30 protein-coding genes are annotated in these 16,409 nt (G+C 51.7%); all 30 read left to right on the forward strand.

The features are described from left to right. The first annotated feature begins 133 nt into the window (after nt 1–133). The 30 genes from AC6I8M_RS03965 (at nt 134) to rpmD (ending at nt 16,409) form a co-directional block, all read left to right on the forward strand. The gene (locus tag AC6I8M_RS03965; protein WP_010616436.1) at nt 134–856 is read left to right on the forward strand and encodes a helix-turn-helix transcriptional regulator; all 723 of its coding nucleotides are present in this window, start codon (nt 134–136) and stop codon (nt 854–856) included. Beyond that, on the forward strand, nt 856–1,242 hold the full coding sequence (tusD, locus tag AC6I8M_RS03970; protein ID WP_010616437.1) for a sulfurtransferase complex subunit TusD: 387 nt from the start codon (nt 856–858) through the stop codon (nt 1,240–1,242). The genes AC6I8M_RS03965 and tusD overlap by 1 nt, the downstream gene beginning before the upstream one ends. Next, nucleotides 1,242–1,601 (forward strand): sulfurtransferase complex subunit TusC, encoded by a 360-nt coding sequence (gene tusC, locus AC6I8M_RS03975; protein WP_010616438.1) that lies wholly within the window; start codon nt 1,242–1,244, stop codon nt 1,599–1,601. The genes tusD and tusC overlap by 1 nt, the downstream gene beginning before the upstream one ends. 9 nt (nt 1,602–1,610) lie before the next feature. Next, nucleotides 1,611–1,898, forward strand: a complete 288-nt coding sequence (gene tusB / locus AC6I8M_RS03980) for a sulfurtransferase complex subunit TusB (protein WP_010616439.1) — start codon at nt 1,611–1,613, stop codon at nt 1,896–1,898. 124 nt (nt 1,899–2,022) lie between these two features. Further along, the gene (rpsL, locus tag AC6I8M_RS03985) at nt 2,023–2,397 is read left to right on the forward strand and encodes a 30S ribosomal protein S12 (protein WP_010616440.1); all 375 of its coding nucleotides are present in this window, start codon (nt 2,023–2,025) and stop codon (nt 2,395–2,397) included. A gap of 96 nt (nt 2,398–2,493) precedes the next feature. Further along, nucleotides 2,494–2,964 (forward strand): 30S ribosomal protein S7, encoded by a 471-nt coding sequence (rpsG, locus tag AC6I8M_RS03990; protein WP_010616441.1) that lies wholly within the window; start codon nt 2,494–2,496, stop codon nt 2,962–2,964. A gap of 93 nt (nt 2,965–3,057) precedes the next feature. Next, nucleotides 3,058–5,172 (forward strand): elongation factor G, encoded by a 2,115-nt coding sequence (fusA, locus tag AC6I8M_RS03995; protein ID WP_498013678.1) that lies wholly within the window; start codon nt 3,058–3,060, stop codon nt 5,170–5,172. Between the two features lie 69 nt (nt 5,173–5,241). Further along, nucleotides 5,242–6,426 (forward strand): elongation factor Tu, encoded by a 1,185-nt coding sequence (tuf, locus tag AC6I8M_RS04000; RefSeq protein WP_022548949.1) that lies wholly within the window; start codon nt 5,242–5,244, stop codon nt 6,424–6,426. A 176-nt stretch (nt 6,427–6,602) separates the two neighbouring features. Then, nucleotides 6,603–6,797 carry a bacterioferritin-associated ferredoxin gene (bfd, locus tag AC6I8M_RS04005; RefSeq protein WP_010618579.1) on the forward strand — a complete coding sequence of 65 codons (195 nt, stop codon included), beginning with the start codon at nt 6,603–6,605 and terminating at the stop codon, nt 6,795–6,797. A gap of 103 nt (nt 6,798–6,900) precedes the next feature. Further along, nucleotides 6,901–7,383, forward strand: coding sequence for a bacterioferritin (bfr, locus tag AC6I8M_RS04010; protein ID WP_010618578.1), 483 nt, complete (start codon nt 6,901–6,903; stop codon nt 7,381–7,383). Between the two features lie 306 nt (nt 7,384–7,689). Next, nucleotides 7,690–8,001 carry a 30S ribosomal protein S10 gene (gene rpsJ / locus AC6I8M_RS04015; RefSeq protein ID WP_010618577.1) on the forward strand — a complete coding sequence of 104 codons (312 nt, stop codon included), beginning with the start codon at nt 7,690–7,692 and terminating at the stop codon, nt 7,999–8,001. 32 nt (nt 8,002–8,033) lie between these two features. After that, a complete protein-coding gene (gene rplC / locus AC6I8M_RS04020) occupies nt 8,034–8,660 on the forward strand; it encodes a 50S ribosomal protein L3 (protein WP_010618576.1) in 627 nt (208 codons plus the stop codon). Nucleotides 8,661–8,670: 10 nt separating this feature from the next. After that, nucleotides 8,671–9,276, forward strand: coding sequence for a 50S ribosomal protein L4 (rplD, locus tag AC6I8M_RS04025; protein ID WP_010618575.1), 606 nt, complete (start codon nt 8,671–8,673; stop codon nt 9,274–9,276). Then, complete coding sequence (rplW, locus tag AC6I8M_RS04030) at nt 9,273–9,575, forward strand: 50S ribosomal protein L23 (protein WP_010618574.1); 303 nt, start codon at nt 9,273–9,275, stop codon at nt 9,573–9,575. The genes rplD and rplW overlap by 4 nt, the downstream gene beginning before the upstream one ends. A 17-nt stretch (nt 9,576–9,592) precedes the next feature. Then, nucleotides 9,593–10,414 carry a 50S ribosomal protein L2 gene (gene rplB / locus AC6I8M_RS04035; protein ID WP_010618573.1) on the forward strand — a complete coding sequence of 274 codons (822 nt, stop codon included), beginning with the start codon at nt 9,593–9,595 and terminating at the stop codon, nt 10,412–10,414. Nucleotides 10,415–10,430: 16 nt separating this feature from the next. After that, nucleotides 10,431–10,709 carry a 30S ribosomal protein S19 gene (gene rpsS, locus AC6I8M_RS04040; RefSeq protein ID WP_001138115.1) on the forward strand — a complete coding sequence of 93 codons (279 nt, stop codon included), beginning with the start codon at nt 10,431–10,433 and terminating at the stop codon, nt 10,707–10,709. A gap of 13 nt (nt 10,710–10,722) precedes the next feature. After that, complete coding sequence (gene rplV / locus AC6I8M_RS04045; protein WP_010618572.1) at nt 10,723–11,055, forward strand: 50S ribosomal protein L22; 333 nt, start codon at nt 10,723–10,725, stop codon at nt 11,053–11,055. A gap of 17 nt (nt 11,056–11,072) precedes the next feature. After that, entirely contained in the window at nt 11,073–11,771 is a 699-nt protein-coding gene (rpsC, locus tag AC6I8M_RS04050) for a 30S ribosomal protein S3 (RefSeq protein WP_010618571.1), read from the forward strand. 12 nt (nt 11,772–11,783) lie between these two features. Beyond that, nucleotides 11,784–12,194: a 50S ribosomal protein L16 gene (gene rplP, locus AC6I8M_RS04055; RefSeq protein WP_010618570.1), complete on the forward strand. Its 411-nt coding sequence runs from the start codon at nt 11,784–11,786 to the stop codon at nt 12,192–12,194. Continuing rightward, entirely contained in the window at nt 12,194–12,382 is a 189-nt protein-coding gene (rpmC, locus tag AC6I8M_RS04060; RefSeq protein ID WP_010618569.1) for a 50S ribosomal protein L29, read from the forward strand. Before rplP ends, rpmC begins: the two co-directional genes overlap by 1 nt. Further along, the gene (rpsQ, locus tag AC6I8M_RS04065; RefSeq protein ID WP_010618568.1) at nt 12,382–12,636 is read left to right on the forward strand and encodes a 30S ribosomal protein S17; all 255 of its coding nucleotides are present in this window, start codon (nt 12,382–12,384) and stop codon (nt 12,634–12,636) included. Before rpmC ends, rpsQ begins: the two co-directional genes overlap by 1 nt. A 168-nt stretch (nt 12,637–12,804) precedes the next feature. Then, a complete protein-coding gene (gene rplN, locus AC6I8M_RS04070; protein WP_010618567.1) occupies nt 12,805–13,176 on the forward strand; it encodes a 50S ribosomal protein L14 in 372 nt (123 codons plus the stop codon). 10 nt (nt 13,177–13,186) lie between these two features. Further along, nucleotides 13,187–13,501: a 50S ribosomal protein L24 gene (gene rplX, locus AC6I8M_RS04075; protein ID WP_010618566.1), complete on the forward strand. Its 315-nt coding sequence runs from the start codon at nt 13,187–13,189 to the stop codon at nt 13,499–13,501. Nucleotides 13,502–13,515: 14 nt separating this feature from the next. Next, entirely contained in the window at nt 13,516–14,055 is a 540-nt protein-coding gene (gene rplE / locus AC6I8M_RS04080; protein ID WP_010618565.1) for a 50S ribosomal protein L5, read from the forward strand. A 14-nt stretch (nt 14,056–14,069) separates the two neighbouring features. After that, complete coding sequence (gene rpsN, locus AC6I8M_RS04085; protein ID WP_010618564.1) at nt 14,070–14,375, forward strand: 30S ribosomal protein S14; 306 nt, start codon at nt 14,070–14,072, stop codon at nt 14,373–14,375. Nucleotides 14,376–14,407: 32 nt separating this feature from the next. Then, nucleotides 14,408–14,800: a 30S ribosomal protein S8 gene (gene rpsH / locus AC6I8M_RS04090; protein ID WP_010618563.1), complete on the forward strand. Its 393-nt coding sequence runs from the start codon at nt 14,408–14,410 to the stop codon at nt 14,798–14,800. Nucleotides 14,801–14,812: 12 nt separating this feature from the next. Further along, entirely contained in the window at nt 14,813–15,346 is a 534-nt protein-coding gene (gene rplF, locus AC6I8M_RS04095; protein WP_010618562.1) for a 50S ribosomal protein L6, read from the forward strand. Nucleotides 15,347–15,355: 9 nt separating this feature from the next. Beyond that, nucleotides 15,356–15,709, forward strand: coding sequence for a 50S ribosomal protein L18 (gene rplR / locus AC6I8M_RS04100; RefSeq protein ID WP_010618561.1), 354 nt, complete (start codon nt 15,356–15,358; stop codon nt 15,707–15,709). A gap of 14 nt (nt 15,710–15,723) precedes the next feature. Beyond that, nucleotides 15,724–16,224, forward strand: a complete 501-nt coding sequence (rpsE, locus tag AC6I8M_RS04105; protein ID WP_010618560.1) for a 30S ribosomal protein S5 — start codon at nt 15,724–15,726, stop codon at nt 16,222–16,224. 5 nt (nt 16,225–16,229) lie between these two features. Then, nucleotides 16,230–16,409, forward strand: a complete 180-nt coding sequence (gene rpmD / locus AC6I8M_RS04110; protein ID WP_010618559.1) for a 50S ribosomal protein L30 — start codon at nt 16,230–16,232, stop codon at nt 16,407–16,409.

Raw genomic sequence — 16,409 nt, forward strand, 5'->3', positions numbered from 1 at the left:
TTTGGGGCGCGATGAGTAAAGCTCTGGCTAAAAACGGCGACATTTGCCAGACTAGCGCCTGCACAATGATCATAAGATGAGTCTGCCCCAATGCTGTCGAGACAGGCTCCAGCCATTTAGGGTAATGTCTTCGATGTCTAATCCATTCAATCCCGGCGAACTGACTGACTTCGATTTACTGGAGCAGCGTCCGTTCGAACAAGCAGACTACGATATTCTTAAATCCTACGAAGCGGTGGTCGACGGTCTGGCGATGCTGATTGGCTCGCACTGCGAAATCGTGCTGCACTCTCTGGAAAATCTTAAATGCTCCGCCGTGCGTATCGCCAACGGCGAACATACCGGACGCAAAGTGGGTTCCCCTATTACCGATCTGGCGCTGCGCATGCTGCATGATATGCACGGCGCGGAGAGCAATGTGTCCCGCGCCTACTTCACCCGGGCCAAAAGTGGCGTGCTGATGAAGTCGGTAACCATTGCGATTCGTAACCGGCAGCAGCGGGTGATTGGCCTGCTGTGCATCAATATGAACTTGGACGTACCGTTTTCGCAGATTATGTCGACTTTCATGCCGCCGGAGACGCAGCAGGTGGATTCCAACGTCAACTTTGCCAGCTCGGTAGAGGATCTGGTCACCCAGACGCTGGAGTTCACTATTGAAGAGGTGAGCGCCGACCGCAACGTGTCGAATAACGCCAAGAATCGCCAGATCGTCTTCAATCTGTACGAGAAGGGCATTTTCGATATTAAGGACGCCATTAACCAGGTGGCCGATCGCCTCAATATTTCTAAGCACACCGTGTATCTGTATATCCGCCAGTTTAAGAGTGGCGATCTGCAGGGGCAGGATCGCTAATGCGCTACACGCTGCTGGTGACCGGGCCGGCTTACGGCACACAACACGCCAGTAGCGCGCTGTTGTTTGCCCGTGCGCTGCTGGCGCAGGGACATCAGCTGGAAAGCGTGTTCTTTTACCGCGAAGGCGTGCTGAATGCTAACCAGCTCAGCGCGCCGGCCAGCGATGAAGTGGACATGGTGCGCGCCTGGCAGCAGCTGCGCGACGACAGTGGCGTGACACTGAATATCTGTGTGGCAGCCGCGTTGCGGCGCGGTGTGACCGATGCGCAGGAGGCAGCGCGCCTGCAGCTGGCGGGCAGCAATCTGCAGCCCCGATTTACCCTCAGCGGTTTGGGAGCGCTGGCGGAAGCCGCCCTGAGCTGCGATCGCCTAGTGCAGTTCTGATGAACCGCGTGGCGTTTCTGTTTACTCAGGCTCCGCACGGCAGCAGTGCTGGCCGGGAAGGGCTGGATGCCGTGCTGGCGACTGGCGCGCTGAGCGAGGATATCGGCCTGTTCTTTATTGGTGACGGTGTGCTGCAGCTCAACCGCGATCAGCGGCCGGCGCAGATTCTGGCGCGTGACTATATTGCGACCTTTGGCGTGCTGGCGCTATACGACATCGATCGCTGCTATATCTGTCAGGCGTCACTGCTGGCACGTGGCCAGAGCCTCACGGCAGCGCGCGTGCTGGATGCGCAGCTGCTGGAGCCTGCCGCGCTGCGCCAGACACTGGCAACTTATGACCGTATCCTTCGTTTCTGAGAACTGACCATGCTCTACACCCTGCTGCACTCTCCCTGGCAATGCGATTTCGATAGCCTGCTGCTGCTGTTACAGGGGGGCGATGACGTGCTGCTGTTACAGGATGGTGTGACGGCAGCGCTGGCAGGCAGTCAGAAGCTGCAGCAGCTGCTGGCGTCGCCCGCCACGATGTGGGTATTAGAAGAAGACGTGATGGCGCGCGGGCTTACTGCGCAAATTTCGACCAATGTGTCGCGTCTGAACTATACTGGTTTCGTTACGCTGACGACGAAGCATCCACAGCAAGTGGCTTGGTGAAGGGTAAAACTTGGTTATTTCTTGACACCCTATGGGCACAGCCCTAAAATTCTGCCTCCTCGTAGTAATACGAGGCGATTTATTACGTGTTTATGAAGCAAAAGCTAAATCCAGGAGCTATTTAATGGCAACAGTTAACCAGCTGGTTCGCAAACCACGCGTTCGTCAGGTTGCTAAAAGTAACGTGCCGGCGCTGGAAGCTTGCCCGCAAAAACGTGGTGTTTGTACTCGTGTTTACACCACTACCCCGAAAAAACCAAACTCCGCACTGCGTAAAGTCTGCCGTGTGCGTTTGACTAATGGTTTTGAAGTCACCTCCTACATCGGCGGTGAAGGTCATAACCTGCAGGAGCACTCCGTGATCCTGATCCGTGGCGGTCGTGTAAAAGACCTGCCAGGTGTGCGTTACCACACCGTTCGTGGCGCGCTGGACTGCTCAGGTGTTAAAGACCGTAAGCAGGCTCGCTCCAAGTACGGCGTGAAGAAGCCAAAGGCTTAATGGTTCTCCGTTAAGTAAGGCCAAACGTTTTAACTTTAATGTCAAAATAAACTCGTAGAGTTTTGGACAATCCTGAATTAACAACGGAGTATTTCCATGCCACGTCGTCGCGTCATTGGTCAGCGTAAAATTCTGCCGGATCCTAAGTTCGGATCAGAGCTGCTGGCTAAATTTGTAAATATCCTGATGGTAGATGGTAAAAAATCTATTGCTGAATCAATCGTCTATACCGCACTTGATACCCTGGCTCAACGTGCTGGTAAAGATGGTCTGGAAGCTTTCGACGTTGCACTCGAAAACGTACGTCCGACTGTCGAAGTTAAGTCACGTCGCGTTGGTGGTTCAACCTACCAGGTTCCAGTTGAAGTCCGTCCGGTTCGTCGTAATGCCCTGGCAATGCGTTGGATCGTAGAAGCTGCTCGTAAACGCGGTGATAAATCGATGGCTCTCCGCCTAGCGAACGAACTTTCTGACGCTGCAGAAAACAAAGGTACTGCAGTGAAGAAACGTGAAGACGTTCACCGTATGGCTGAAGCCAACAAGGCGTTCGCACACTACCGCTGGTAATCGCCACGTAGTTGTTGTTAAACCAGCGGGCGCTCATTCAGCCAACCCGCTGGGGTCGACTTACATTGAACGTCCGAGAATCAGAGGAATCAAATGGCTCGTACAACACCCATTGCGCGCTACCGTAACATCGGTATCAGCGCACACATTGACGCCGGTAAAACCACTACCACCGAGCGTATCCTGTTCTACACCGGTGTTAACCACAAAATCGGTGAAGTGCACGATGGCGCTGCAACCATGGACTGGATGGCGCAGGAGCAGGAGCGTGGTATTACCATCACCTCTGCAGCGACCACTGCGTTCTGGTCAGGTATGGCGAAGCAGTTTGAGCCGCACCGCATCAACATTATCGACACCCCGGGACACGTTGACTTCACCATCGAAGTAGAACGTTCTATGCGTGTGCTCGACGGCGCAGTAATGGTTTACTGTGCAGTAGGTGGCGTGCAGCCGCAGTCTGAAACCGTATGGCGTCAGGCAAACAAATATAAAGTTCCACGTATCGCGTTCGTTAACAAAATGGACCGTATGGGTGCGAACTTCCTGAAAGTTGTTGGTCAGATCGAATCACGTCTGGGCGCGACTCCGGTTCCACTGCAGCTGGCTATCGGCGCAGAAGAGAACTTCACCGGTGTTGTTGACCTGATCAAGATGAAAGAGATCAACTGGAACGACGCCGACCAGGGTACTACCTTCGTTTACGAAGATATCCGTGCTGAGTTGCAGGAACTGGCTAAAGAGTGGCGTGGCAAGCTGATTGAAGCAGCTGCTGAAGCTTCTGAAGAGCTGATGGAGAAATTCTTTAGCGGTGAAGAACTGTCTGAAGAAGAGATCAAATCTGCTCTGCGTAAGCGCGTACTGAACAACGAGATCATCCTCGTGACCTGTGGTTCTGCATTTAAGAACAAAGGTGTTCAGGCGATGCTGGATGCGGTCGTTGAATATCTGCCAGCACCAACTGACGTTCCGGCGATCAACGGTATCCTGGACGACGGTAAAGATACCCCGGCTGAGCGTCACGCAACTGACGACGAGCCGTTCTCGGCGCTGGCGTTCAAAATTGCCAACGACCCGTTCGTAGGTAACCTGACCTTCTTCCGTGTTTACTCGGGTGTGGTTAACTCGGGCGATACCGTACTGAACTCCGTGAAATCTGCACGTGAGCGTTTCGGTCGTATCGTTCAGATGCACGCCAACAAACGTGAAGAGATCAGCGAAATTCGCGCAGGCGACATCGCTGCAGCAATCGGTCTGAAAGACGTGATCACCGGTGATACCCTGTGTGATCCATCTAACCCGATCATTCTGGAGCGTATGGAATTCCCTGAGCCGGTAATTTCTATCGCCGTTGAGCCGAAAACCAAAGCTGACCAGGAAAAAATGGGTCTGGCTCTGGGTCGTCTGGCGAAAGAAGACCCGTCATTCCGCGTATGGACTGACGAAGAGTCTAACCAGACCATCATCGCTGGTATGGGTGAGCTGCACCTCGACATCATCGTTGACCGCATGAAGCGTGAATTCAACGTTGAAGCGAACGTCGGTAAACCTCAGGTTGCTTACCGCGAAGCGATTCGCTCTAAAGTTACCGATATCGAAGGTAAACACGCCAAGCAGTCTGGTGGTCATGGTCAGTACGGTTATGTTGTTATCGACATGTACCCACTGGAGCCGGGTTCGAATCCGAAAGGCTACGAATTTGTCAACGATATCAAAGGTGGTGTGATTCCTGGTGAATACATCCCTGCGGTTGATAAAGGTATCCAAGAGCAGCTGAAGTCTGGTCCACTGGCCGGTTACCCGGTAGTTGATCTGGGCGTGCGTCTGCACTTCGGTTCTTACCATGACGTTGACTCCTCTGAGCTGGCGTTTAAACTGGCCGCTTCTATCGCCTTCAAAGATGGCTTTAAGAAAGCACAGCCGGTTCTGCTTGAGCCAATCATGAAGGTTGAAGTAGAAACCCCAGAAGAGAACACCGGTGACGTTATCGGTGATCTGAGCCGCCGTCGTGGTATGCTGAAAGGTCAGGAATCTAACGCGACTGGCGTTCAGATTCACGCTGAAGTTCCGCTGTCTGAAATGTTCGGATACGCGACTCAGTTGCGTTCTCTGACCAAAGGCCGTGCTTCTTACTCCATGGAGTTCCTGAAGTACGATGATGCGCCGAACAACGTCGCTCAGGCCGTTATTGAAGCTCGTAGCAAATAAGGCTACGGTTTAAAAATTGTCAACTGATGCCTTCATCACTGATGAAGGCATAACGTAAGGATTATCGCCATGGCGAAAGAGCAATTTCAACGTAACAAACTGCACGTCAACGTGGGCACCATCGGTCACGTTGACCACGGTAAAACTACCCTGACTGCAGCCATCACCACCGTTCTGGCTAAAACCTACGGCGGCCAGGCGCGTGCATTCGATCAGATCGATAACGCGCCAGAAGAGAAGGCTCGTGGTATCACCATCAACACCTCTCACGTTGAATATGAAACCCCGACCCGTCACTACGCACACGTTGACTGCCCAGGCCACGCCGACTATGTGAAAAACATGATCACCGGTGCTGCGCAGATGGACGGCGCGATCTTGGTTGTTGCTGCGACTGATGGCCCAATGCCTCAGACCCGTGAGCACATCCTGCTGGGCCGTCAGGTTGGCGTTCCTTACATCATCGTGTTCATGAACAAGTGCGACATGGTTGATGACGAAGAGCTGCTGGAACTGGTTGAGATGGAAGTTCGCGACCTGCTGTCTCAGTACGACTTCCCAGGCGACGATACTCCAGTCGTTCGCGGTTCTGCGCTGAAAGCGCTGGAAGGCGACGCTGAGTGGGAAGCGAAGATCATTGAGCTGGCTGAGCACCTGGATACCTACATTCCAGATCCAGTACGTGCTATCGATCTGCCGTTCCTGCTGCCAATCGAAGACGTATTCTCAATCTCTGGCCGTGGTACCGTTGTTACCGGTCGTGTTGAGCGCGGCATCGTGAAAGTGGGCGACGAAGTAGAAATCGTGGGTATCAAAGCGACTGCCAAGTCTACCTGTACCGGTGTTGAAATGTTCCGCAAACTGCTGGACCAGGGTCAGGCAGGCGAGAACTGTGGTGTTCTGCTGCGCGGTATCAAGCGTGAAGAGATCCAGCGTGGTCAGGTTCTGGCTAAGCCAGGCACCATCAAGCCACACACCAAGTTCGTATCAGAAGTGTACGTACTGTCTAAAGACGAAGGCGGCCGTCATACTCCGTTCTTCAAAGGCTACCGTCCACAGTTCTACTTCCGTACCACTGATGTGACCGGCAACATCGAACTGCCAGAAGGCGTTGAGATGGTAATGCCAGGCGACAACATCAAAATGACCGTTGAGCTGATCCACCCAATAGCGATGGACCAGGGTCTGCGTTTCGCAATCCGCGAAGGCGGCCGTACTGTTGGCGCGGGCGTTGTTGCTGAAGTTCTCGCTTAATTGCGTTAATAACGGTGGTAACTCCGGTTGCCACCGCAGCATGAAAAAGAGCACTTCGGTGCTCTTTTTTTTGCTCTGCATTGACCGGCGCCACTAATCCCACTCTAAAACTATGTTGAAATAAAAACCATTCTCATTTACACTTTGATCAGAAATTGTACTGGAGTGGGCTGTAAATGTACGTCTGTCTGTGTAATGCCGTAAGCGACCGAACCCTGCGTGAAGTTGTCTGCCGTTATCAACCCAAATCGATTCAGCAACTGCGCCAGCTGGTGCCTATCGGCAAGCAGTGCGGCAAGTGTATTCGCGTTGCGCGCGAGATTATGGATGATGAAATGCAAAATGTGCCGCTTTACAAAGAGATAGCGTAACTGCGCATCCGCTTCGCCTAAATAACCCCAAAAACTGTCGCGTTTTTTTGACTTCTTTTTATCCGCATCTACGCTCTATTTATCTGCAAGCGGAGGAAGCAAAATGAAGGGCGACGGCAAAATCATTACTCACCTCAATAAATTGCTGGGAAATGAACTGGTTGCAATCAACCAGTACTTTCTACATGCGCGCATGTTCAAAAACTGGGGCCTGATACGCCTCAACGATGTCGAATACCATGAATCGATTGATGAAATGAAACATGCGGATAAGTACATCGAACGCATTTTGTTTCTCGAAGGCATTCCCAATCTGCAGGATCTCGGCCGGCTGCGCATTGGTGAGGACGTACCGGAAATGCTGCAATCGGACCTGACTCTCGAACTGGAAGGGGCGAAAGACTTACGCGAGGCGATTGCGTACGCCGATAAAGTTCATGATTACGTCAGCCGCGACATGATGATCGAGATTCTGGCGGATGAAGAGCACCATATCGACTGGCTGGAAACTGAGCTCGACCTGATTCAGAAAATGGGTCTGCAAAACTATCTGCAGGCCCAGCTGAAAGAAGAGGGCGATAAGTAGCGTTTGCCATGCCGTTCCACCTGTTCATTGCAGCCCGCCCCGTGCGGGCTTTTTTACCGGCGCGCGCTTTTGCGGTTAAAAACGCAGCATGGGTTGCTTCCTGAACAGATTTGCGTATAATGCGCGGGCCTGCCGATATTGGTGTGGCGCGATTCGAGCAGAATCGCAGGCGATAGCGATTAGTGTATCGTCTGACAATACTCCCGATTGGGAAGTTATATGCTGAACGATTACACTCCCGTATCAATCATAATAGGTGCGGGTAGTAATTTTTTTCGTTTATAAAATGTTTGGAGCCTTTGTCTCATGTCGAACCAAAGAATCCGTATCCGTCTTAAAGCGTTTGATCATCGCCTGATCGATCGATCAACCGCGGAAATCGTCGAGACTGCCAAGCGCACTGGTGCGCAGGTACGTGGTCCAATCCCGCTGCCGACTCGCAAAGAGCGCTTCACCGTTCTGATCTCTCCGCACGTTAACAAAGATGCGCGTGATCAGTACGAAATCCGCACTCACAAGCGTCTGGTAGACATCGTTGAGCCAACTGAAAAAACCGTTGATGCTCTGATGCGTCTGGATCTGGCTGCCGGTGTTGACGTGCAGATCAGCCTGGGTTAATCAGGTCATCGAGCGATTGAGAGGTTGATACAATGATTGGTTTAGTCGGTAAAAAAGTGGGCATGACGCGCATCTTCACTGAAGAAGGCGTTTCAATCCCAGTAACCGTAATCGAAGTTGAAGCAAACCGCGTTACCCAGGTCAAAGGTCTGGAAAACGATGGTTACCAGGCGATCCAGGTTACAACCGGTGCTAAAAAAGCAAACCGTGTTGGTAAGCCGGAAGCAGGTCATTTTGCTAAAGCTGGCGTTGAAGCTGGCCGTGGTCTGTGGGAATTCCGCACCGAAGGTGAAGAATACTCTGTTGGCCAGAGCATCAGTGTTGAAATTTTCGCTGACGTTAAAAAAGTAGACGTTACCGGTACCTCTAAAGGTAAAGGTTTCGTAGGTACCGTTAAGCGCTGGAACTTCCGTACCCAGGACGCTACGCACGGTAACTCCTTGTCTCACCGCGTTCCGGGTTCTATCGGTCAGAACCAGACTCCGGGCAAAGTGTTCAAAGGCAAGAAAATGGCTGGTCAGCTGGGTAATGAGCGCGTAACCGTTCAGAGCCTGGAAATAGTACGTGTTGACGCTGAGCGCAACCTGCTGCTAGTCAAAGGTGCTGTCCCGGGTGCAACCGGCAGCGACCTGTTTGTTAAACCAGCTGTGAAGGCGTAACGGGATAGCAATGGAATTAGTACTGAAAGACGCGCAGAGCGCGCTGACTGTTTCCGAAACTACCTTCGGTCGTGATTTCAACGAAGCGCTGGTTCACCAGGTTGTTGTCGCTTACGCTGCATGTGCTCGTCAGGGTACTCGCGCGCAGAAAACTCGTGCTGAAGTAACTGGTTCAGGCAAAAAGCCATGGCGTCAGAAAGGCACCGGCCGTGCGCGTTCAGGTTCTATCAAGAGCCCGATCTGGCGTTCAGGTGGTGTGACCTTCGCTGCGCGTCCACAGGACCACAGTCAAAAAGTTAACAAAAAGATGTACCGCGGCGCGCTGAAAAGCATCCTGTCCGAACTGGTACGTCAGGACCGTCTGATCGTTGTCGAGTCGTTCTCTGTTGAAGCGCCTAAAACTAAGCTGCTGGTACAGAAACTGAAAGACATGGCGCTGGAAGACGTGCTGATCATCACCGGTGAACTGGATGAGAATCTGTTCCTGGCTGCGCGTAACCTGTACAAGGTTGACGTGCGTGATGCAGCGGGTATCGATCCAGTTAGCCTGATCGCCTTCGACAAAGTCGTTATGACTGCAGAAGCAGTTAAGCAAGTTGAGGAGATGCTGGCATGATCCGTGAAGAACGTCTACTGAAAGTACTGCGCGCGCCGCACGTATCTGAAAAAGCATCAACCGCGATGGAAAAAACCAATACCATCGTTCTCAAAGTTGCCAAAGACGCAACCAAAGCAGAGATCGTTGCTGCTGTTGAGAAACTGTTCGAAGTAGAAGTGAAAGACGTTAACACCCTGGTTGTTAAGGGTAAAGTTAAGCGTCACGGACAGCGTATCGGTCGTCGTAGCGACTGGAAAAAAGCTTACGTCACCCTGAAAGAAGGCCAGAACCTAGACTTCGTCGGCGGCGCTGAGTAAGTCGGAGGAGAAAGACAATGGCAGTTGTTAAATGTAAACCGACATCTCCGGGTCGTCGTCACGTTGTTAAAGTGGTGAACCCTGAGCTGCACAAAGGCAAGCCTTTTGCCGCGCTGGTTGAAAAAAACAGCAAATCCGGTGGTCGTAACAACAATGGTCGTATCACTACCCGTCATATCGGTGGTGGTCACAAGCAGGCTTACCGTATTGTTGACTTCAAACGCAACAAAGATGGTATCCCGGCAGTTGTTGAGCGTCTTGAGTACGATCCGAACCGTTCTGCGAATATCGCACTGGTTCTGTACAAAGATGGCGAGCGCCGTTACATCCTAGCCCCTAAAGGCCTGAAAGCTGGCGACCAGATTCAGTCTGGCGTTGATGCTGCGATCAAAGCAGGTAACACCCTGCCGATGCGTAACATCCCGGTTGGTTCAACCGTGCACAACGTAGAAATGAAACCAGGTAAAGGCGGTCAGATTGCCCGTTCTGCTGGTGCTTACGTGCAGATCGTTGCGCGTGAAGGTTCCTACGTTACCCTGCGTCTGCGTTCAGGCGAAATGCGTAAAGTCGAAGCTGACTGCCGCGCAACCTTGGGCGAAGTGGGTAACGCTGAGCACATGCTGCGCGTTCTGGGTAAAGCCGGTGCAACCCGTTGGCGTGGTGTTCGTCCTACCGTTCGCGGTACTGCGATGAACCCAGTCGATCACCCGCACGGTGGTGGTGAAGGTCGTAACTTTGGTAAGCACCCGGTAACTCCGTGGGGCGTTCAGACCAAAGGTAAGAAGACCCGTAGCAACAAGCGTACTGATAAATTTATCGTACGTCGCCGTAGCAAATAATTTTAGAGGATAAGCCATGCCACGTTCTCTCAAGAAAGGTCCTTTTATTGACCTGCACTTGCTGAAGAAGGTAGAGAAAGCGGTGGAAAGCGGTGACAAGAAGCCCCTGCGCACTTGGTCCCGTCGTTCAACAATCTTCCCTAACATGATCGGTTTGACCATCGCTGTCCATAATGGTCGTCAGCACGTTCCTGTCTTTGTTTCCGACGAAATGGTCGGCCACAAGCTGGGTGAATTTGCACCGACACGTACTTATCGCGGCCACGCTGCTGATAAGAAAGCCAAGAAGAAATAAGTAGGAGGAAGAGATGGAAACTATTGCTCAACATCGCCATGCTCGTTCTTCTGCTCAGAAGGTTCGCCTTGTTGCTGACCTGATTCGCGGTAAGAAAGTGTCGCAGGCTCTGGATATTCTGACTTACACCAACAAGAAAGCGGCTGTACTGGTTAAGAAAGTCTTGGAATCTGCCATTGCTAACGCCGAACACAACGATGGCGCTGATATCGACGATCTGAAAGTTGCGAAAATTTTCGTAGATGAAGGCCCTAGCATAAAGCGCATTATGCCGCGTGCTAAAGGTCGTGCAGATTGCATCCTGAAGCGCACCAGCCACATTACTGTGGTTGTGTCCGATCGCTGAGACTCTGGAGACTAGCAATGGGTCAGAAAGTACATCCTAATGGTATTCGCTTGGGTATTGTAAAACCATGGAACTCTACCTGGTTTGCGAACACCGAAGAATTCGCTGACAACCTGGACAGCGACTTTAAAGTACGTCAGTTCCTGAACAAAGAACTGGCAAAAGCGTCTGTATCTCGCATCGTTATCGAGCGTCCGGCTAAGAGCATCCGTGTGACCATTCACACCGCTCGCCCGGCTATCGTTATCGGTAAAAAAGGTGAAGACGTTGAAAAACTGCGCACGGTCGTAGCGAACATCGCTGGCGTTCCTGCACAGATAAATATCGCCGAAGTCCGTAAACCGGAACTGGACGCAAAACTGGTTGCTGACAGCATCACTTCACAGCTGGAGCGTCGTGTGATGTTCCGTCGTGCGATGAAGCGTGCTGTACAGAACGCAATGCGTCTGGGCGCTAAAGGTATCAAAGTTGAAGTTAGCGGCCGTCTGGGCGGTGCTGAGATCGCACGTACCGAATGGTACCGTGAAGGTCGTGTACCGCTGCACACTCTGCGTGCTGACATTGACTACAACACCTCTGAAGCGCACACCACTTATGGTGTAATCGGCGTTAAGGTATGGATCTTCAAAGGTGAGATCCTGGGTGGTATGGCTGCTGTTGAACAACCGGAACCGGCTGCTCAACCTAAAAAGCAGCAGCGTAAAGGCCGTAAGTAAGGAGAGTCGCTGATGTTACAACCAAAGCGTACGAAATTCCGTAAAGTGCACAAAGGCCGTAACCGCGGTCTGGCGCAGGGTACGGATGTTAGCTTCGGTACTTTCGGTCTGAAAGCTATTGGCCGTGGTCGTCTGACTGCTCGTCAGATCGAAGCAGCACGTCGTGCTATGACCCGAGCAGTTAAGCGTCAAGGTAAGATTTGGATCCGTGTATTCCCGGACAAACCAATCACCGAGAAGCCGCTGGAAGTGCGTATGGGTAAAGGTAAGGGTAACGTGGAGTATTGGGTTGCCCTGATCCAGCCTGGTAAAGTCCTGTATGAAATGGACGGTGTACCGGAAGAGCTGGCCCGTGAAGCATTCAAGCTGGCAGCAGCAAAACTGCCTATCAAAACCACCTTTGTAACTAAGACGGTGATGTAATGAAAGCAACTGAGCTGCGTGAAAAAAGCGTTGAAGAGCTGTACACTGAGCTGCTTAACCTCCTGCGCGAGCAGTTTAACCTGCGCATGCAGGCAGCATCTGGCCAGCTGCAGCAGACCCATCTGCTGAAGCAAGTTCGCCGTGATGTTGCACGCGTTAAGACTTTACTGACTGAGAAGGCGGCGTAATGACCGATAAAATCCGTACTCTGCAGGGTCGTGTTGTTAGTGACAAAATGCAGAAATCTGCTGTTGTTGCTATCGAGCGTTTCGTGAAGCACCCGATCTACGGTAAATTCATTAAGCGTACGACTAAGCTGCACATCCATGACGAGAACAACGAGTGTGGTATTGGTGACGTGGTTGAAATCCGCGAAACCCGTCCACTGTCCAAGACTAAGTCCTGGACTCTGGTTCGCGTTGTAGAGAAAGCGATTCTGTAATAGAATCCGCTTCCTCTAAAAACAAAATGAACGGCTCTATAGAGCCGTTCATTTTTTCTACCCATCTGCGAGAACCGGTGTTATAATACCGCGCCCTCAATTATGGGGCTTTTTAACGACCTGAGGTTTGGGTCCCGAAGTAGTAGTTGACATTAGCGGAGCACTAAAATGATCCAAGAACAGACTATGCTGAACGTCGCCGACAACTCCGGTGCACGTCGCGTAATATGTATCAAGGTTCTGGGGGGCTCGCACCGTCGCTACGCAGGCGTCGGCGATATCATCAAAGTGACCATCAAGGAAGCAATTCCGCGTGGCAAGGTGAAAAAAGGTGATGTCCTGAAAGCTGTAGTGGTGCGCACCAAGAAGGGTGTTCGTCGCCCGGACGGTTCTGTCATTCGCTTCGATGGTAATGCATGCGTTATTCTGAACAATAACAGCGAGCAGCCTATCGGAACGCGTATTTTTGGGCCGGTAACTCGTGAACTTCGTACTGAAAAGTTCATGAAAATTATCTCTCTGGCACCAGAAGTACTCTAAGGAGCGAACAATGGCAGCGAAAATCCGTCGTAACGACGAAGTTATCGTGCTTACCGGTAAAGACAAAGGTAAACGCGGTAAAGTAAAGAATGTCCTGACTTCTGGTAAGGTCATCGTTGAAGGTATCAACTTGGTTAAGAAACACCAGAAGCCGGTTCCGGCTCTGAACCAACCAGGCGGCATCGTTGAAAAAGAAGCTGCTATTCAGGTTTCTAACGTTGCAATCTTCAATGCGGCAACCGGCAAGGCTGACCGTGTAGGCTTTAGATTCGAAAACGGTAAAAAAGTCCGTTTCTTCAAGTCTAACAGCGAAACTATCAAGTAATTTGGAGTAGTTCGATGGCGAAACTGCATGATTACTACAAAGACGAAGTAGTCCAGAAACTCATGACAGAGTTTGGCTACAATTCTGTCATGCAAGTCCCTCGGGTCGAGAAGATCACCCTGAACATGGGTGTTGGTGACGCGATCGCTGACAAGAAACTGCTGGATAACGCAGCAGCTGACCTAGCAGCAATATCCGGTCAAAAACCGCTGATCACCAAAGCACGCAAATCAGTTGCAGGCTTCAAAATCCGTCAGGGCTATCCGATCGGCTGTAAAGTAACTCTGCGTGGCGAGCGCATGTGGGAGTTCTTTGAGCGTCTGATCACTATTGCTGTACCGCGTATCCGTGACTTCCGTGGTCTGTCCGCGAAGTCTTTCGACGGTCGTGGTAACTACAGCATGGGCGTTCGTGAGCAGATCATCTTCCCAGAAATCGACTACGACAAAGTCGATCGCGTTCGTGGTTTGGATATCACCATTACCACTACTGCGAAATCTGATGATGAAGGCCGTGCTCTGCTGGCTGCCTTTGACTTCCCGTTCCGCAAGTAAGGTAGGGTTACTTAATGGCTAAGCAATCTATGAAAGCACGCGAAGTTAAGCGTGTGAAATTAGCAGACAAGTTCTTCGCAAAACGCGCTGAACTGAAAGCGATCATTTCTGATGTGAACGCATCCGACGAAGACCGTTGGAACGCCGTTCTCAAGCTGCAGAGTCTGCCGCGTGATTCCAGCCCTTCACGTCAGCGTAACCGCTGCCGTCAGACAGGTCGTCCGCACGGTTTCCTGCGGAAGTTTGGGTTGAGCCGTATCAAGGTCCGTGAAGCCGCAATGCGCGGTGAAATCCCGGGTCTGAAAAAGGCTAGCTGGTAATTGTCACCATTTGAATCACGGGAGTAACACAGATGAGCATGCAAGATCCGATCGCGGATATGCTGACCCGTATCCGTAACGGTCAGGCCGCGAACAAAGTTGCGGTCTCTATGCCTTCCTCCAAGCTGAAAGTGGCAATTGCCAGCGTGCTGAAGGAAGAAGGCTATATTCAAGATTTTAAAATCGAAGGCGACATCAAGCCGGAACTGGAACTGACTCTTAAGTACTTCCAGGGTAAAGCTGTTGTAGAAAGCATTCAGCGTGTTAGCCGTCCAGGTCTGCGTATCTATAAGAAAAAAGATGAGCTGCCAAAAGTTATGGCCGGTCTGGGCATTGCTGTAATTTCTACCTCTAAAGGTGTCATGACTGATCGTGCAGCGCGCCAGGCTGGTCTTGGTGGCGAAATTATCTGCTACGTAGCGTAATCGGAGGATAAAATGTCTCGTGTTGCAAAAGCACCTGTCGTTGTTCCTGCCGGCGTAGAGGTAAAACTCAACGGTCAGGAAGTTTCGATCAAAGGCAAAAACGGCGAGCTGACTCGTACTATCAACAGTGCTGTAGAAGTTAAGCATGCAGACAACGCCCTGACTTTCGCTCCACGCGAAGGTTATGCGGATGGTTGGGCACAGGCAGGTACTGCCCGTGCGCTGCTGAACGGCATGGTTATCGGTGTTACCGAAGGCTTTACCAAGAAGCTGCAGCTGGTTGGTGTTGGTTATCGTGCAGCTCTTAAAGGCAACTTTGTGAGTCTGGCCCTGGGCTTCTCTCACCCGGTTGACCATGCACTGCCGGCCGGCATCACTGCTGAATGCCCAACTCAGACTGAGATCGTGCTGAAAGGCGCTGATAAACAGCTGATTGGTCAGGTTGCAGCTGATCTGCGCGCCTACCGTCGTCCTGAGCCTTACAAAGGCAAGGGTGTTCGTTACGCCGACGAAGTCGTGCGTACCAAAGAGGCTAAGAAGAAATAAGCTAACACTATGGATAAGAAATCTGCTCGTATCCGTCGTGCGACCCGTGCACGACGCAAGCTCAAAGAGCTGGGTGCTACTCGCTTGGTGGTACATCGTACCCCGCGTCACATTTACGCACAGGTAATCGCCCCGAACGGTTCCGAAGTTCTGGTTGCTGCTTCTACTGTAGAAAAAGCTATCGCTGAACAACTAAAGTATACCGGTAACAAAGACGCCGCTGCAGCTGTAGGTAAAGCTCTGGCTGAGCGCGCTATCGAAAAAGGCATCAAAGATGTTTCTTTCGACCGTTCCGGTTTCCAATATCATGGTCGCGTCCAGGCATTTGCAGATGCTGCTCGTGAAGCTGGCCTTCAGTTCTAAGGTAGAGGTCTAAGATGGCACACATCGAGAAACAAGCTGGCGACCTGCAGGAAAAACTGATCGCGGTAAACCGTGTCTCTAAAACTGTGAAAGGTGGTCGTATTTTCTCCTTCACCGCTCTGACTGTAGTGGGTGATGGTAACGGCCGCGTTGGTTTTGGTTACGGTAAAGCGCGTGAAGTTCCAGCAGCGATCCAGAAAGCGATGGAAAAAGCTCGTCGCAATATGGTTAATGTCGCGCTGACTCACGGCACCCTGCAGCACCCGGTTAAAGGTGCGCACACGGGGTCTCGTGTGTTCATGCAGCCGGCTTCTGAAGGTACCGGTATCATCGCCGGCGGTGCAATGCGCGCCGTTCTGGAAGTCGCTGGAGTTCATAACGTTCTGGCTAAAGCCTATGGTTCCACCAACCCGATCAACGTGGTTCGTGCAACTATCGACGGCCTGGGCAATATGAAGTCTCCAGATATGGTTGCTGCCAAGCGTGGTAAATCTGTTGAAGAAATTCTGGGGTAATCACGATGGCTAAGACAATCAAAATTACACAAACCCGTAGCTCAATCGGCCGCCTGCCTAAGCACAAAGCCACTCTGGTTGGTCTGGGTCTGCGTCGTATTGGTCACACTGTTGAGCGTGAAGACACGCCAGCTGTACGCGGTATGATCAACTCGATTTCTTACATGCTGAAAGTGGAGGAGTAA

This window comes from Type-A symbiont of Plautia stali, assembly GCF_059731155.1.

Coding starts and splice junctions, on each gene's coding strand:
- AC6I8M_RS03965 (WP_010616436.1), top strand. CDS start 134: ATGTCTAATCCATTCAATCCCGGCGAACTGACTGACTTCGATTTACTG.
- tusD (WP_010616437.1), top strand. CDS start 856: ATGCGCTACACGCTGCTGGTGACCGGGCCGGCTTACGGCACACAACAC.
- tusC (WP_010616438.1), top strand. CDS start 1,242: ATGAACCGCGTGGCGTTTCTGTTTACTCAGGCTCCGCACGGCAGCAGT.
- tusB (WP_010616439.1), top strand. CDS start 1,611: ATGCTCTACACCCTGCTGCACTCTCCCTGGCAATGCGATTTCGATAGC.
- rpsL (WP_010616440.1), top strand. CDS start 2,023: ATGGCAACAGTTAACCAGCTGGTTCGCAAACCACGCGTTCGTCAGGTT.
- rpsG (WP_010616441.1), top strand. CDS start 2,494: ATGCCACGTCGTCGCGTCATTGGTCAGCGTAAAATTCTGCCGGATCCT.
- fusA (WP_498013678.1), top strand. CDS start 3,058: ATGGCTCGTACAACACCCATTGCGCGCTACCGTAACATCGGTATCAGC.
- tuf (WP_022548949.1), top strand. CDS start 5,242: ATGGCGAAAGAGCAATTTCAACGTAACAAACTGCACGTCAACGTGGGC.
- bfd (WP_010618579.1), top strand. CDS start 6,603: ATGTACGTCTGTCTGTGTAATGCCGTAAGCGACCGAACCCTGCGTGAA.
- bfr (WP_010618578.1), top strand. CDS start 6,901: ATGAAGGGCGACGGCAAAATCATTACTCACCTCAATAAATTGCTGGGA.
- rpsJ (WP_010618577.1), top strand. CDS start 7,690: ATGTCGAACCAAAGAATCCGTATCCGTCTTAAAGCGTTTGATCATCGC.
- rplC (WP_010618576.1), top strand. CDS start 8,034: ATGATTGGTTTAGTCGGTAAAAAAGTGGGCATGACGCGCATCTTCACT.
- rplD (WP_010618575.1), top strand. CDS start 8,671: ATGGAATTAGTACTGAAAGACGCGCAGAGCGCGCTGACTGTTTCCGAA.
- rplW (WP_010618574.1), top strand. CDS start 9,273: ATGATCCGTGAAGAACGTCTACTGAAAGTACTGCGCGCGCCGCACGTA.
- rplB (WP_010618573.1), top strand. CDS start 9,593: ATGGCAGTTGTTAAATGTAAACCGACATCTCCGGGTCGTCGTCACGTT.
- rpsS (WP_001138115.1), top strand. CDS start 10,431: ATGCCACGTTCTCTCAAGAAAGGTCCTTTTATTGACCTGCACTTGCTG.
- rplV (WP_010618572.1), top strand. CDS start 10,723: ATGGAAACTATTGCTCAACATCGCCATGCTCGTTCTTCTGCTCAGAAG.
- rpsC (WP_010618571.1), top strand. CDS start 11,073: ATGGGTCAGAAAGTACATCCTAATGGTATTCGCTTGGGTATTGTAAAA.
- rplP (WP_010618570.1), top strand. CDS start 11,784: ATGTTACAACCAAAGCGTACGAAATTCCGTAAAGTGCACAAAGGCCGT.
- rpmC (WP_010618569.1), top strand. CDS start 12,194: ATGAAAGCAACTGAGCTGCGTGAAAAAAGCGTTGAAGAGCTGTACACT.
- rpsQ (WP_010618568.1), top strand. CDS start 12,382: ATGACCGATAAAATCCGTACTCTGCAGGGTCGTGTTGTTAGTGACAAA.
- rplN (WP_010618567.1), top strand. CDS start 12,805: ATGATCCAAGAACAGACTATGCTGAACGTCGCCGACAACTCCGGTGCA.
- rplX (WP_010618566.1), top strand. CDS start 13,187: ATGGCAGCGAAAATCCGTCGTAACGACGAAGTTATCGTGCTTACCGGT.
- rplE (WP_010618565.1), top strand. CDS start 13,516: ATGGCGAAACTGCATGATTACTACAAAGACGAAGTAGTCCAGAAACTC.
- rpsN (WP_010618564.1), top strand. CDS start 14,070: ATGGCTAAGCAATCTATGAAAGCACGCGAAGTTAAGCGTGTGAAATTA.
- rpsH (WP_010618563.1), top strand. CDS start 14,408: ATGAGCATGCAAGATCCGATCGCGGATATGCTGACCCGTATCCGTAAC.
- rplF (WP_010618562.1), top strand. CDS start 14,813: ATGTCTCGTGTTGCAAAAGCACCTGTCGTTGTTCCTGCCGGCGTAGAG.
- rplR (WP_010618561.1), top strand. CDS start 15,356: ATGGATAAGAAATCTGCTCGTATCCGTCGTGCGACCCGTGCACGACGC.
- rpsE (WP_010618560.1), top strand. CDS start 15,724: ATGGCACACATCGAGAAACAAGCTGGCGACCTGCAGGAAAAACTGATC.
- rpmD (WP_010618559.1), top strand. CDS start 16,230: ATGGCTAAGACAATCAAAATTACACAAACCCGTAGCTCAATCGGCCGC.